13 protein-coding genes are annotated in these 13,199 nt (G+C 72.1%); 6 read left to right on the top strand and 7 right to left on the bottom strand.

The features are described 5' to 3' along the window. The first annotated feature begins 34 nt into the window (after window positions 1-34). A complete protein-coding gene (locus OV090_RS47075) occupies window positions 35-1,156 on the top strand; it encodes a hypothetical protein (RefSeq protein ID WP_267711622.1) in 1,122 nt (373 codons plus the stop codon). Further along, window positions 1,156-3,417 carry an adenylate/guanylate cyclase domain-containing protein gene (locus tag OV090_RS47070; protein WP_267711621.1) on the top strand — a complete coding sequence of 754 codons (2,262 nt, stop codon included), beginning with the start codon at window positions 1,156-1,158 and terminating at the stop codon, window positions 3,415-3,417. The genes OV090_RS47075 and OV090_RS47070 overlap by 1 nt, the downstream gene beginning before the upstream one ends. A gap of 72 nt (window positions 3,418-3,489) precedes the next feature. Here OV090_RS47070 and OV090_RS47065 read toward each other — a convergent pair whose 3' ends face one another. From OV090_RS47065 to OV090_RS47050, 4 genes are all read right to left on the bottom strand, one after another. Next, entirely contained in the window at window positions 3,490-3,909 is a 420-nt protein-coding gene (locus OV090_RS47065; RefSeq protein WP_267711620.1) for a hypothetical protein, read from the bottom strand. Window positions 3,910-3,928: 19 nt separating this feature from the next. Then, window positions 3,929-4,657 carry a sigma-70 family RNA polymerase sigma factor gene (locus tag OV090_RS47060; protein ID WP_267711619.1) on the bottom strand — a complete coding sequence of 243 codons (729 nt, stop codon included), beginning with the start codon at window positions 4,655-4,657 and terminating at the stop codon, window positions 3,929-3,931. A 151-nt stretch (window positions 4,658-4,808) separates the two neighbouring features. Further along, window positions 4,809-5,723 (bottom strand): hypothetical protein, encoded by a 915-nt coding sequence (locus OV090_RS47055; RefSeq protein ID WP_267711618.1) that lies wholly within the window; start codon window positions 5,721-5,723, stop codon window positions 4,809-4,811. 242 nt (window positions 5,724-5,965) lie between these two features. Continuing rightward, window positions 5,966-6,415 carry a hypothetical protein gene (locus OV090_RS47050; RefSeq protein ID WP_267711617.1) on the bottom strand — a complete coding sequence of 150 codons (450 nt, stop codon included), beginning with the start codon at window positions 6,413-6,415 and terminating at the stop codon, window positions 5,966-5,968. 79 nt (window positions 6,416-6,494) lie between these two features. Between OV090_RS47050 and OV090_RS47045 the strand changes: the two genes are divergently transcribed. Continuing rightward, window positions 6,495-7,484, top strand: a complete 990-nt coding sequence (locus OV090_RS47045; protein ID WP_267711616.1) for a fused MFS/spermidine synthase — start codon at window positions 6,495-6,497, stop codon at window positions 7,482-7,484. Window positions 7,485-7,522: 38 nt separating this feature from the next. Next, the gene (locus OV090_RS47040; protein WP_267711615.1) at window positions 7,523-8,497 is read left to right on the top strand and encodes a fused MFS/spermidine synthase; all 975 of its coding nucleotides are present in this window, start codon (window positions 7,523-7,525) and stop codon (window positions 8,495-8,497) included. Window positions 8,498-8,593: 96 nt separating this feature from the next. On the opposite strand, the gene OV090_RS47035 is transcribed toward OV090_RS47040, so the two are convergent. Beyond that, entirely contained in the window at window positions 8,594-10,237 is a 1,644-nt protein-coding gene (locus OV090_RS47035; RefSeq protein WP_267711614.1) for a DUF4388 domain-containing protein, read from the bottom strand. Between the two features lie 50 nt (window positions 10,238-10,287). Between OV090_RS47035 and OV090_RS47030 the strand changes: the two genes are divergently transcribed. Continuing rightward, window positions 10,288-11,076: a Stp1/IreP family PP2C-type Ser/Thr phosphatase gene (locus OV090_RS47030; RefSeq protein WP_267711613.1), complete on the top strand. Its 789-nt coding sequence runs from the start codon at window positions 10,288-10,290 to the stop codon at window positions 11,074-11,076. Window positions 11,077-11,078: 2 nt separating this feature from the next. Here OV090_RS47030 and OV090_RS47025 read toward each other — a convergent pair whose 3' ends face one another. Beyond that, on the bottom strand, window positions 11,079-12,164 hold the full coding sequence (locus OV090_RS47025; protein WP_267711612.1) for an FAD-dependent oxidoreductase: 1,086 nt from the start codon (window positions 12,162-12,164) through the stop codon (window positions 11,079-11,081). 92 nt (window positions 12,165-12,256) lie between these two features. Here OV090_RS47025 and OV090_RS47020 point away from each other — a divergent pair, with 92 nt between their 5' ends. Continuing rightward, entirely contained in the window at window positions 12,257-12,565 is a 309-nt protein-coding gene (locus OV090_RS47020) for a hypothetical protein (protein ID WP_267711611.1), read from the top strand. Window positions 12,566-12,589: 24 nt separating this feature from the next. On the opposite strand, the gene OV090_RS47015 is transcribed toward OV090_RS47020, so the two are convergent. Then, window positions 12,590-13,084, bottom strand: a complete 495-nt coding sequence (locus OV090_RS47015) for a hypothetical protein (RefSeq protein WP_267711610.1) — start codon at window positions 13,082-13,084, stop codon at window positions 12,590-12,592. Window positions 13,085-13,199: the final 115 nt, after the last annotated feature.

Here is a 13,199-nt window from a genome sequence, read left to right as displayed (position 1 = left end):
AGGAGGCACGATGCGCGGCACGGCTCGTCGAGGCATGTGGGGGGTTCCAGTGGCGCTGCTGCTGCTGCTGGCGAGCTGCGGGGAGCCGGGCACGAGCGCGGCGACGGGCCCGGCGCCGGTGGCAGATCCGCTGGCCGAGGTGGCCCTGCTGGCGGTGGTCGAGGGCGAGGTCAGCGTCCGCGACGCCCAGGGCGCCGTCACGCCGGGCCGCCCGGAGCTGCCGCTGCGCCGTAGCGACACGGTGATCACCACCCCCGGGTCGCTGGCGGTGGTGGTGCTGGCCAACGGCTACGTGATCAAGCTGGAGGAGGACCAGTCGACGCCGGTCCGCGCGCTGGCCCACCTCGACGACCCGCCGCCCGGCGAGAGCGTGGCGGAGCTGTTCGAGAAGGCGCTCGGCGCCGAGGCCTTCGCCCGCGTCGGCGGGGCCGACAGGCTCGAGCGGATCGCCGGCTGGAACGCCCGCAGGGCCTCGGGGGAGACCCCGGCTCCGGTCGCCAAGATGGAGGCCCCGCCGGCCCCGGTGAAGTCCGCCGAGCCCGCCCAGCAGGCCGACAGGCCCGACGCGCCGCTCACCGACGTCACGGTGCCCGAGAACAAGCGCGGCGACCGGGACGACGATCTCGACGGCAACGCCGAGGCGGGCATCGGCAAGATCGGCGGGGCCAAGCCGGTGCCTAACAGGCGCTCCGAGGACGACCTCGCCGGCCCGGCCGACCCGGTGGCGCCGCCGCCGTCGCAGAAGCCGGTCGACACGGACGCGAAGAAGGACAAGTCCTCGTCGAAGAAGAGCGAGCCGCCCCCGCCGCCAGGCCAGGGCGTGCCGCCGCCGGGCAGCGCGCCGGAGGCGGAGGAGTCGTCGTCCGCGGCCGACCTGGCCGACTCGTGGGTGCTCGAGACGAACCCCGACACCCAGGTCACGCGCACCAGCCTGCCCGAGGCCCTCAAGGCGCGGCGCCATGCGCTGGCGCAGTGCGTGGCCGGGGCCCTGCCGGGCGTGGCCGGGCCCGAGCTGCGGCTCAAGGTGGTCGGCGGGATCGTCAAGGAGATCGCGCTCGGCGGCGGCAAGGCGGCGCCGGCGTGCGCCCGCGAGCTGCTGAACCAGCGCCTGACCGGCGTGAGCGACGGCTGGGTGATCGTGCGCGTAAGGCGGTGATGCGCGGCGGCCCGGCGAACCCCCCTCCGCACCGCCGCCGGCGCGCCCCGTGGCGCTCGCCGGCGCTGCTGGCGGCGCTGATCAGCGTGGCGATCGCGCTGCTGTGCGGGCTGGAGCGCACGCGCCTGGAGATCCGCTGGGTCGACGCGCTCGAGCGGGCCAGCCTCGACCAGCGGTTCCGCTGGCGCGGGCCGGTGCCGCCGACCGGCGAGGTCGTGATCGTGGCGATCGACGACGACACGCTCGAGCGCCGGCCCGAGCTGTACCAGCGCCGCGCCGGCACTGCCGCGCTGGTGCGGGCGATCGCGGCGGCCGGACCGGCGGCGATCGGCGTCGACCAGGTCTACATCGACCCGGAGGAGGTGCTGTCGCCGGGGCTCACCAGGCGTATCAAGGGACATGTCGCCAAGAACATGTTCATCGAACCAGGTACGCAGGGACAGGCCGAGGCGCTGCTGCAGGAGGTCGGGCGCGAGCTGATGGGCGACGCCGAGCTGGCCGCGGCGGTCGCGGCGGCCGGCAACGTGGCGCTGGCCATCCACCTGACCCAAGAGTCAGGCGACGGGCGGCCGCTGCCGGAGGCGGCGACGCTGCGGCACGGCCGCTACGGCCAGCAGGACGCGCGCTCGCCCCCGATCCGGACGGCCGAGACGGGGCTGGTGTCGCTGCCGGAGCTGGTCGCGGGGGCGCGGGCGCTCGGCGGGATCACCGTGGAGGAGGAAAGCGACCGGGCGGTGCGGGCGATCCCCGCGGCCTGGCGGGTCGGTGACGCCGCCTACGCGCCGCTGGCGGTCCAGCTGGTGGCCCTGCGCGAGGGCCTCGGGCGCGCCGAGCTGGCGTTCCTCGGCGGCGAGTCGAGCCTGCAGATCGGGTCGCGCCGGGTCCCGCTCGGCGACCACGAGGCGGTGGTGCTGAACTTCCGCGGCGACGCCGGCACCTTCACCACGGTGTCGGCGGCCCTTGTCCTCGAGGGTCGGGCCGACGACGTCCTGCGCGGCAAGATCGTCCTGCTCGGCGTGACCTACTTCGGCCACGACGTCGTCCGCACCCCGTTCGCCCGCGACCTGCCAGGGGTCGAGCTGCAGGCCACCGCGGTCGACACGATCCTCGCCGGCGACCCGCTGGTCCGCAGCTCGGCGCTGACCGACGCCCTGTTCACGCTCTTGTCGGGTCTCCTGGTCAGCTTGCTGTTCGTCGCGGCCCTTCGCGCGGGGCCGCTGGTGCGCATCGCCGGGGTGGTGGCGGTGGTCGGTCTCGACGTCGTCGCGGCCTCGCTGGCGTTCACGCGCGCGCACCTGTGGCTGGTGCTGGTGTGGCCGCTGCTGGCCGCGGTGGTCGCAGGCTCGGCGGCGCTGGCGGCCGCGTACGCCGGTGAGGCGCTGCAGCGGGCGCGGCTGCGCCGGACGTTTTCGAGTTACCTCGGCGCGGAGGTGCTCGACGAGCTGCTGGCCGACCCCAAGGCGCTCGGCCTCGGCGGGGCGCGGCGCGAGCTGACGGTGCTGTTCTCCGACATCCGCGACTTCACCAGCGTGGCCGAGCGGCTGTCGCCGGAGGACCTGGTCGCGCTGCTCAACACGTTCCTCACGCCGATGACGCAGGAGGTGATGTCGCGCGCCGGTTACCTCGACAAGTACATCGGCGACGCGGTGATGGCGGTGTTCGGCGCGCCGGTGGCCCGGGCCGACCACGCCGAGCGCGGCCTGGCGACCGCGCTGGCGATGCACGCCGCGCTCGCGCGCCTGCAGCCGTCGCTGCGCCAGTTCGGGGTCGAGCAGCTGCAGATCGGCGTCGGCATCAACACCGGCGACATGGTGGTCGGCAACATGGGCTCGGCCGACCGCTTCGACTACACGGTGTGCGGCGACGCGGTGAACCTCGCGTCGCGCCTCGAGGGGCTGACCAAGACCTACGGGGTGTTCTGCCTGGTCGGCGCCGGCACCCGCGCGGCCGCGCCCGCGAGCTACCGCTTCCGCGAGGTCGACTTGGTGCGCGTGAAGGGCAAGGGCCAGCCGGCTGCCATCTTCGAGCTGATGGCGGGGCCGGGCGGGGCGGTCGCCGAGTACGCGGCGCTGGACCGCTGGACCGCGGCGCTGGCGGCCTTCCGCGCCGGCGATTTTTCGACCGCGCGCGCCCACTGGCAGGCGTTCCAGGCCGAGAACCCGGACGACCCGGTGGTGCGGCTGCACCTCGCGCGGCTGGCCGGCCTCGGCGAAAAGGCGCCGCCCGAGTGGGACGGCGTGGCCGTGTTCCATCACAAGTGAGCGATGTCGGTCAGTCGCAAGGGACATGTTCTTCAGAGCATGTCCAAGCGGGCATGCCCCGATGGGCATGTCCTACGGGGCAGGCGTCTGGGGGGCCGGCGGCTTGGCCTTCTGCACCGTCGGGTCGCGCTCGAGCTTGCGGCCGGCGACGTCGTTGTCGAGGTGGAGCATCATGTAGACCACCGCGACGGCGAGGATCACGAGGACGTTGATGATCTGGAACGGCAGGCTGAGGGCGATCAGGTAGTCGCCGCGCAGCCAGCGGCGGCGGCGGATCTTCTTCGCCACCTTCTCGTAGAAGTCGGGCGGGGCCTGCTCCTCGGGCAGGCCCTTGACCAGCCGCAGCATGCTCTGCAGGCCGGACAGCTCCCGCTGCGCCTCGGGCGAGTCGGCGAGCATCGCCTCGAGCTTGCTCTTGCCCTCGGCGTCGAGCTCCTCGTCGAGGTAGGCGCTCATCAGCGCTTCGGCGTTGTCGGTCTCGGGCTTGGCCATAAGAACGATCCTCGGCGCCTCAGCGCATGAAGGGCTCCAGGCGCTCCTTCAGCGCCAGGCGCGCCCGGTGCAGGCGCGACTTGAGCGTGCCCTCCTGCAGGCCGGTGATCTTGATGATGTCCTGGTACGACATGCCTTGCACGTCGCGCAGCACGATGAGCAGGCGATGGTCGGGGTCAAGGGCGGCGAGCTCGCGCTGGACGATCTTCTCCATGCGCATGCCCTCGGTCACGGCCTCGGGGCCCGGCACCTGGCTCTGGAAGGTGATGACCGCGCCGGTCTCGGCGGCCGGCATCTGCGCCTGCGGCGTCTCGTCGATGTCGAGGCTGCGGTGGAAGTTGCGGCCCTTGAGGTACTTGATCCGGTTCTTGCAGGTGTTGGTGGCGACCCGGTAGAGCCAGGTGTAGAAGCGCCCCTCGCCGCGGTAGTTGCCGATCGCCCGGTAGACGATGATGAACACCTCCTGCGCGAGATCCTCGGCCTCCTGGCGGTTGCCGATCATGCGCAGCATGAGGCCGAAGATCCGGTTCTGATAGGTGTGGACCAGCTCGCGGAACGCGGCCTCGTCGCCTTGCTTGAGGCGGCGGACCAACTGGCGATCGCGGCGGTCCTGCTCGGCGCGGCGGGCGTTCTCGGCCCGCTGCTCCAGGGTCAAGGTCTCGTCGGGAGCCGGCGCCGGCTCGGGCTCGTCGGGCGGGGCGGCAGCGGCGAGCTCCTCGGCGCTGTACACTCGCTCGGGGTCGGTCACGCGACTCACTGTCGTCCAGACCGCGGGGCCGGGGCAAGGTTCCTGTGCGAACCTCCGTCACGGGCACGTCCGCGCGCGCGGGCGGTCCGGGCGGCGGAGTTCGCCCGGCGCGCCGCGTGATTGCCGGCTCCGCGCGGGCATCACTGCGGCATCACTGGGGATTGATGCGGATGCCGAGGTTGACGGCCAGGCGGGTCTCGGGGTTGGGGCCGGTGATCTGGCGCGAGAAGCCGACCCCGAGGTCGAAGCCGATCCCCCGCTTGGGCGCGTCGCGGACGAAGCCGATGCCGCAGGCGATGAAGCCGCGGTCGTCCTGCTTGCCGCGCCCGCGGCTGTCCCAGTAGCCGCCGAGGCGCAGCGGCACCGTGTTCTTGATGGTGTACTCGGCGCCGCCGGCGAAGATCATCCGCGTGTACTTGTCCTGGTGGCGGAACGACGTGAAGTCGTACAGGCCGTCGAAGTTGATCGAGAAGCCGTTCTGACGGGTGGGGAAGACCGCGAGGCCGTGGGCCAGAGTGCGCGGGAAGTCGGACAGCAGGCTGACCTGGCTACGGCTGAGGCTGTCGGGCGCGACCACGAACGGGTCGAGCCGCAGCGAGGTGGCCGGCGGCGCCGGTCCGACCAGGTTCTGGCCGACCACCGAGACGTTGACGAACTGCAGGATCGACACGGTCATCGCCAGGTCGAGGCCGAAGGCGAGCCGCTGCTTCTTGGCGTCGTGCGGGTCGCCCTGGCCGTCGACGAAGCGCAGGCTCGACTGCAGGAACTTGGGCCGCACGCCGAACGCGAGCCACCCGGGCGCCGCGTTGATGGCGATCGGCAGGCCGACCTCGTGGGCCATGTGGAACAGCTCGAGCTGGTGTTCGCCGCCGCGGTCGTCCTTGAAGGTGACGTTGGGCAGGCCCAGCGTGGCCACGTAGCCGAGGCCGACGGCCACCCGCGGGTTCATCAGCGAGTCCATCGCCTGGATGCCGACCCCGTGGGTGTTGTTCTCGATCTGCGCCTGGTAGACCGGGTCGATCAAGAACTGGCGCGTGAACCCCATGTTGGCCGGGTTGGCCAGCATGGCCCCGGAACCGGTCGAGGAGGCGCGCGTCGCTCCGCCCATCCCGAGGTTGCGCGTGCCATCCAGTCCCGGGGCAGCCTGCGCCCGTGACGGGATGACAACCGCCGCGGACACGGCCAGCGCGGCGGAAAGGCAGGCACGGCGGCCCGAACGGGCGGGCGAGAGGCGAAGGGCGCGGCGGGTTTCGGGCATGTCGGCGGGGGCCGCCTCGCCGTAGCAAGATCGGGGCCAGGCAGAGGGTGTCAGACGGTGCGGCGCGAGGCCAGGCCGAACAGCGCGAGGACGAGCACGCACATCGCCAGCAGCAGCCACTGCTGGTGATCGCTCCAGCGCTGGGCCTCGGCGAGGAGGTCGACCGGCCGGGCGGCGACGACGTCGACGCGGGCCCACAGCCGGTCGAGGTGCGGCACGAGCAGCAGACGGTGGGCGAGGGCGGCGGCGGTGAGGACGAGGGCGATGGTGGTGCCGGCCTTGGAGGCGATCCACCGCGGAGCGGCGAGCGCGAGGACGACGCTGAAGACGACCGCGAGGTCGGCGAGGCGCTGGCCGAGCGGGGCCGTCAGGGCGCGCGCGAGGTTGGCGTCGAGCAGCGGCGAGGCCGACAGCGTCGGGATGGCGACGAAGTAACCGACGACGAGCCCGCCGAGCAGGAGGGCGGCCGCGGCGAAGCCGATCAGGGCAGCGGGTCTCACGACCGCGGCCTATGCCACGGTCTTCCGCGCCGGCCAAGTTTGCGGCGCGGCGCCCGGACAGTGCGCTACAGTCGCCCGCGTGCAGCGGCGGGGCTTTCTCCAGCAGCTCGGCGGAGCGGCCGTCACCGGCCTCGGCGGCGTGCTGCCGGCGCGCGCGGTCCGGGCGGCCGGGCCGGGCAATGACATGTCCCCGGGGACAGGTGATCGCGTCCTCGGCGAGGGCCGCTCGCGCTACAACCACGTGCGCGTGGTCGAGCGCGGCTCGGTGCGGACGATGCTGTTCATCGCCGACGACGGCACGCAGTACATCGAGACCCGCATCGACGTGGCGCACCGGCGCAGCCTCGACCTCGACGTCTTCCGCACCATGCTCGCGGGCTTCGTGGTGCACCCCGAGCCGCGGCGGATCCTCGTGCTCGGCCTCGGCGGCGGCGCGCTGCCCGGCTACTTCCACGAGCGCCTGCCCGGGCTCGAGCTCGAGGCGGTCGACATCGACCCAGAGGTGGTGCGCCTGGCCCAGGCGTTCTTCGGCGTGCCGACGGCCGATCCGTCCTACCGCGTCCACGTGGCCGACGCCCGGCTGTTTCTCCAGCGCGCGCCGGCGGACCAGCGCTGGGACATGATCGTGCTCGACGCGTTCCGCGGGGTCCAGGTCCCGCTGCACCTCAAGACCGCCGAGTTCCACGGCGAGGTCCTGAAGCGGCTGGCCGAGGGCGGGGTCGCGGTCGCCAACCTTCACAACGTCACGCGCATGTACCCGCACGACCGCGAGACGATCGCCGCGGTCTACCCGAGCTGTTACAGCTTCCTCAGCGAGGCCGGCAATCAAACCACTCTGGTGGCCAGCGCCGCCCCCGCGCGCCTCGGCGTCTACGCCCTCCGCGCCAACGCCCGCCAGATCCAGCAGCGCTTCGACGACGTCGACATGCTGGGCCTGGCGGCCCGCTACTACGCCCGCCGCGACTGGGAGCGGGCGCAGGTGCTGCGCGACGACTTCCCCGCCGACAACCTGGCCGCCGCCGCCGAGCGCAACAACGGCTCGTGCCTGCGCGGCTGCAAGTACCGCTAGCGCTACCGCTGGGCCGGCGCTCGGGCTATGTTCTGCCCGTGACCCTCGCCTCGCCCTCGCTGTCGCGCCGCGGCCTCTTGCTCCTCGGCGGCGGCAGCCTGGCCTTCGGGGCAGCTGCGATCGCGCGCCCGGCCGCGGCGGCCGAGACGGTGCTCGCCGAGGCCGTCTCGCGCTTCAACCGGATCCGCGTGGCCGAGAGCGGCACGGTCCGCACCATGTACTTCGTCGGCGACGACGGCACCCAGTTCATCGAGTCGCGCCACGACCGCTCGCGCCCGCAGAGCCTCGACCTCGACTACACGCGGACGATGATGGCCGGCTTCCTGCTGCAGCCGCGCCCGCGCCGCCTGCTGATGCTCGGCCTCGGCGGCGGCGGCATGAGCAACTACTTGAAGGCCCGCTTCCCCGAGCTCGAGATCGACGCGGTCGACATCGACCCCGAGGTGGTGCGCCTGGCCCAGGAGTTCTTCGACGTGCCGAAGGACGACCCGCGCTACCGCGTCCACGTGGCCGACGCGCGGCTGTTCGTCGAGCGCGCGGCCGCGGATGTCCGCTGGGACATGATCATGCTCGACGCCTTCCGCGGCGTGTTCGTGCCCTACCACCTCAAGACCGCGGAGTTCTACCGCGCCTGCCTGGCCCGCCTGGCGCCCGACGGGGTGGTGGTCGCCAACCTGCACAACGTCACCCGCATGTACCCGCACGACCGCGAGACCACCTCGGCCGTGTTCCCCCAGCGCTACAGCTTCGTCAGCGAGACCGGCAACCAGACCACTCTGGTCGCCTCGGCCGGCCGCGAGCGCGTCGGGGCCTACCAGATCCGCGCAAACGCCCGCACGGTCCAGCCCCAGTTCGACGCCGACATGCTCGGCCTCGCCGCCCGCTACTACATCCGACGCGACTGGGAAGACACCGCCGAGGTGCTCAAGGACGATTTTAAACCCGCGGAGCTCGAGGCGGCGGCCGGCCGGCACAACGAGACCTGCGTGAAGAACTGCCGCTACGGGCTGTGATTCGTCCTTGGGACATGCTCGATCGAGCATGTCCTCAAGGGAATGTTTGAAAGGGCATGTCGTTCGGGACACACGCTCGAGCCGAACTCGGCGCTGTCACCTGCGCGGGCCGAACAGCTTGCGCCGCGGCCCTTCGGGCGTCGAGCGGCGCAGCTGGATCGCGTGGATCTGGCGCTTCGCGTCGATGCTGTCGGGCTCCAGCTCGAGCACCTGATTGAAGTGCAGCAGCGCCTGCTCGTCGTCACCTGACCCGAGGGACAGCAGACCCAGGTCGTAGTGGGCGCGGACGCAGCGCGGCTGGCGGGCCAGGACCTCGAACAGCGCAGCGCGGGTGGCGTCGCGGACCGCGGCCTTGTCGGCCGCCAGCTGGTACTCGCACCACGCCAGCGCGGCGCGGATCTCGAGCTCCTCGGGGTTGAGCGCCGCCGCGGTGCGGTAGCGCTCGAGCGCGCGGTCGAAGTTGCCGGCGCGCAGCAGCTTGTCGCCTTCGCGGACCACCACCTCGCTCTCGAGCACCTGCTGCGCGCTCGGGCCCGCGGTCGCGCGGGGAGCCGGCTGGCCGCCGCGCAGCAGGGCGACGATCTGCTCGCGCTGGGCGTCGTCGGACAGGCGCTGGTAGGCCTCGCTCAGCGCGGCGAACACCGCCTGCGAGCGCTCGCGCAGGTGGCCGAGGCCCTGGTGCGGCAGGCTGTCGGGGTGGAAGCGCCGGCTCAGCACGTGCCAGGCGGCGCGGATCTGAGCCCGGTCGGCGGTGGTCGCCAGGCCGAGCAGGTCGAACGCGTTGGCGCCGCCGGCGATGGCCGCCTCGAGGCGCTCGAGCTCGCCGGCGAACTCGGCGGCGCGCAGGCTGTCGCGACCCGCGGGCTTGCTGTTCTTGAGGACAGGTATCGTAGAACCTGTCGCTTCGGGCAGGGTGGCGTTCGGCCCGGTCGCCTGCTCGGGCGGCGCGTTGGCCGACTTCAGCATTTGACAGGCCCACAGGGTGTAGACCACCGCGGCGACGCGGGCCTCGGGCTGACCGGACAGGCGGGCGACGTCGGTGACGTAGAGGTTGCCGGGGCGGAGGGCGTCGACGATCGCCTCGTCGCCCCTGGCGAAGTGGAACTGGTTGCGGTAGCGGTCGAACGACGAGCGCAGGCGCAGCGGGCCGTCGAGCAGGAGGCCCATCTCGGCGGCGATCCGGCGTGGGTCGAAGTGGGCGACCACGCCGGCGTGGATGAGCTCGAGGCTGTTGACCTGGGTCGGCTGGGAGGCGTCGGTCTCGGCGGCGGCGGCGTCGCCGGCGACGATCTGCACCGTGCCGGTCCGCAGCGCGAACAGGTGGACCACTTTGCGCGCGCACTGGACGCGCAGCGCCTTGCGGAGCTGGCCGCCGGTGAGAAGGCGGCGGCGCACCAGGTAATGGCCGAAACGCTCGCGGGGGGCCCCCGGCTGGGCCAGGCGGGCCAGTTCGGCCATCGCGCGGTCGCGCTCCGCCGGCTCGATGAGCCCGAGATCGACGAGGACCTGGCCGATCGAATCGTGCGGGCTGGAAAAGTCGGTGAAGATCGGCATCCCGCCCTGAAACCACACCCGCCGCGCGCCGGCGTCGGCGCTCCGGCCCGGCACGTCCGCGGCCGGCGGCGTGAGGCTGATCGTCCCGGTGAAGCGGCGGTGCAGCAGCGCGAACATGAGCCGGGGCAGGCTCATCCTGGCCAGGTCGACGACCTGCGGGTCGGCGCTCGGCGGGGCCGTCTCCATGGCTTCGATGCTAGCACTTCGGCGCGCCGGCCTGCTACGTTTGGCCTCGCATGAGCATCAGCTTCATGGTCGGCCCGCATCGGGTCCGCTTCGCCGGCAAGACCGACATCGGCCTGGTCCGCGCCCACAACGAAGACAGCCTGCTGATCCCGCGCGAGATGGCCCTCGCGGTCGTGTCCGACGGCATGGGTGGCCACGCCGCCGGCGACGTCGCCAGCCGGATCACCGTCGAGACCATCGACCAGCACTACCGCGACACCGCCCGCAGCGGCCCCAACACCTGGCCGTTCAAGCTGCCCTCGCTCGAGATCGAGAAGCAGCGCATGAGCGTCGCCATCCAGCTCGCCAACTCGAACATCTTCGAGACGGCCGCCGCCGACGGCACCAAGAAGGGCATGGGCTGCACCGTCGACGCCATCTACTTCAACCAGGGCCGCTTCTTCATCGGCCACGTCGGCGACAGCCGGGTCTACCGGATCCGCGAGGGCCGGATTCAGATGCTCACCGAGGACCACTCGCTGCTCAACGACTACCTCCGCATGAAGGAATTGAGCGGCGACGAAGGGGTCCACTTCCCCCAGAAGAACGTGGTGGTCAGAGCCCTCGGCCTCGCCGACCAGGTCCACGTCGACGTCATCTTCGACGCCTTCAAGGTCGGCGACGTGTTCCTGCTGTGCAGCGACGGCCTCAGCGGCATGCTCGACGACCGCGTCCTGCTCGAGATCATCAGCGCCCGCGACAGCCTCGACACCAGCTGCAACGAGCTGATCAAGGCCGCCAACGACGCCGGCGGCAACGACAACATCACCGCCATCCTCTGCCGCATCGAGAAGCCCTGAGCTCACAGCAGCGCGGCCACCCGCTCGGCCAGCGCCAGCGCGGCGGTCAAACCGGGCGACTCGATGCCGACCAGGTGGACGCAGCCGGGGCTGGTGAAGACCGCGAAGTCGCGCTCGGCCGGTTCGTCGGGGGCGCGCAGCTTGGGGCGGATCCCGCAACCCTCATAGGCGAGCTGGTCCTCGGCGATCGGCCCCAGCAATGCACACGCGGCGCGATGGAACGCGGCCAGCTTGTGCGCCGCCGGGCCGAAGTCGTCGCGCGCCGCGACGTACGTGACGTCAGGTCCGAGTCGATACGCGCCTGCCAGGTCGAGGGTGAGGTGGACGCCGAGGCCGGCCGCGCCGCGCGCTCGCACCGGATAGATGAGGTGGCGGTAGCGCGCCCGCGTGCGCAGGCTGAAATAGTCGCCGCGGCACGGTTGAATGCGCGGTGACTCCGCCCCCAGCATCGCCGCCACCTCGTCCGCGTGCAGCCCGGCGGCGTTGACCACCCGCGCGGCCGAGACCGGCCCGCGCGTCGTCTGCAGCGTCACGGCGCCGCCCGCGACCTCGGCCGCGAAGGCCCGCGTGCGCACGCCGAACACCGCCCCGTGCGCCTCGGCGTCGGCCCGTAGCGAGGCGCACAGCCCGTGGACGTCGACGATCCCGGTGTTCGGGCACCACAGCGCCGCCCGCACGTCCGGCAGTTCGGGCTCGCGCGCCCGGACCGCGGCGGCGCCGACGAGGACGCAGCCCCGCGCCCCAGCCGCGTCCGCGTTGGCGGCGAGCGCCTGCAACGCGACCTCCTCGTCACCCGTGCGGGCGATCACCAGCTTGCCGGGGCGCGCGTGACTCACCCCGTGGGCCTCGCACCAACTGTACAAAAGTTCCTGTCCTCGCAGACAGGTCTCGGCCTTGAGCGAGGCCGGGGGGTAGTAGAGCCCGGAGTGGATCACGCCGCTGTTGCGGCTCGACACCCCGGTGCCCTCCTTGGCCTCGCGTTCGAGCACGAGCACCTCGAGGCCGCGGCGCGCCAGGGTCGCTGCGACCGCGCAGCCGACCACGCCGGCGCCGACGACGACGACGTCGACCTGGTCCACGCCGGTCACGCTCGAACCTTAGCAGGCGCGGCTACCTGCGACACTGCGTCGCTTGCCTGGCGGGGCCGCGAGGTTTAAAACCCCCACGGGGAAGCCCGCTTATGGCCGAGATGCATATCAAGAGCCACACGTTCCGGACCGACGGCGAGTGGGAGACCATCGACACGTTGTGGTACAGCCCGTTCTTCTACTGGCAGCGGAACGGCCTGCGGGTGACGCCGCCGGTGCCCCTGCGGATCGTCGTGTTCAACAAGGTCGTCGACGAGTCCAACGAGGGCTGGATCAACCAGGGCGGCGCCAGTGCGATGTTGTTGCAGCGGATCCAGGCCCGCGGACAGAAGGGCCAGACGATCCGCGTCGAGGTCGGCGACGAGATCACCGAAGAGAACCGCCCGACCCGCTCGGCCTGATCGGGCCGGGGCCGGGCGCGGCGGTCAGCGCTTGGCGGCGCCTTCCTGCTCCTGGAACCACGTCAGCGCCTCGAGCATCGCGTTGTTGCCCGTGATGTCGCTGAGCTCGACCTTGACGCCCTTGTCGCTGAAGAACAGGTCGTTGGCCACCAGCGGGTTGCGGCGCTGGGCGATAAAGAGGATCGGCTCGGCGCCGCGGGTGTAGCCGAGCTGGACGATCGCGTTGGGCAGCCAGCGGCCGTTGTCGCCGAACTTGAACTCCCGGGTAAGCCGGTAAAAGCCCTCGTGCGGCAGCTTGACGAGCGACGAGCCCCAGCCGTAGTCGACCTTCGGGACCTTCACCCCGGGCATCTGGAAGCGCCACTGGTTGTGGATGTTCTGCACCGGCAGCAGGACCGAGGCGGGCGCGAACTCGGCGTCGGTGCGGATAAGGATGAGCAGGTTGGGGGCGACGGTCGCCTCGTGCTCGGGCAGGAACTTCGTGGTCTTGAAGATCCCCGGTTGGTACTGGAAGGCCATGGCGCGGGGAACACTACAGAAGACGGCCGGGCCAGGAAAGTCGAAAAATCCCGCGCCGCGCGACGTCGCCGGCCCGGCGCGCGGGGGTGCTCCAGGTCACGCCCGGGTCCCCCCG

Origin of the sequence: Nannocystis sp. RBIL2 (assembly GCF_026626745.1) — a bacterium.
Taxonomy (GTDB): domain Bacteria; phylum Myxococcota_A; class Polyangia; order Nannocystales; family Nannocystaceae; genus Nannocystis.
The sequence above is the reverse complement of the archived record's forward strand: the minus strand, read 5'-3'. Positions and strand labels throughout refer to the sequence as shown.

Excerpts from the sequence above, each read along its gene's own strand:
- OV090_RS47035 (WP_267711614.1), bottom strand. The coding sequence starts at position 10,237 with ATGGAGACGGCCCCGCCGAGCGCCGACCCGCAGGTCGTCGACCTGGCC.
- OV090_RS47065 (WP_267711620.1), bottom strand. The coding sequence starts at position 3,909 with ATGGCCAAGCCCGAGACCGACAACGCCGAAGCGCTGATGAGCGCCTAC.
- OV090_RS47030 (WP_267711613.1), top strand. The coding sequence starts at position 10,288 with ATGAGCATCAGCTTCATGGTCGGCCCGCATCGGGTCCGCTTCGCCGGC.
- OV090_RS47020 (WP_267711611.1), top strand. The coding sequence starts at position 12,257 with ATGGCCGAGATGCATATCAAGAGCCACACGTTCCGGACCGACGGCGAG.
- OV090_RS47075 (WP_267711622.1), top strand. The coding sequence starts at position 35 with ATGTGGGGGGTTCCAGTGGCGCTGCTGCTGCTGCTGGCGAGCTGCGGG.
- OV090_RS47070 (WP_267711621.1), top strand. The coding sequence starts at position 1,156 with ATGCGCGGCGGCCCGGCGAACCCCCCTCCGCACCGCCGCCGGCGCGCC.
- OV090_RS47055 (WP_267711618.1), bottom strand. The coding sequence starts at position 5,723 with ATGCTGGCCAACCCGGCCAACATGGGGTTCACGCGCCAGTTCTTGATC.
- OV090_RS47015 (WP_267711610.1), bottom strand. The coding sequence starts at position 13,084 with ATGGCCTTCCAGTACCAACCGGGGATCTTCAAGACCACGAAGTTCCTG.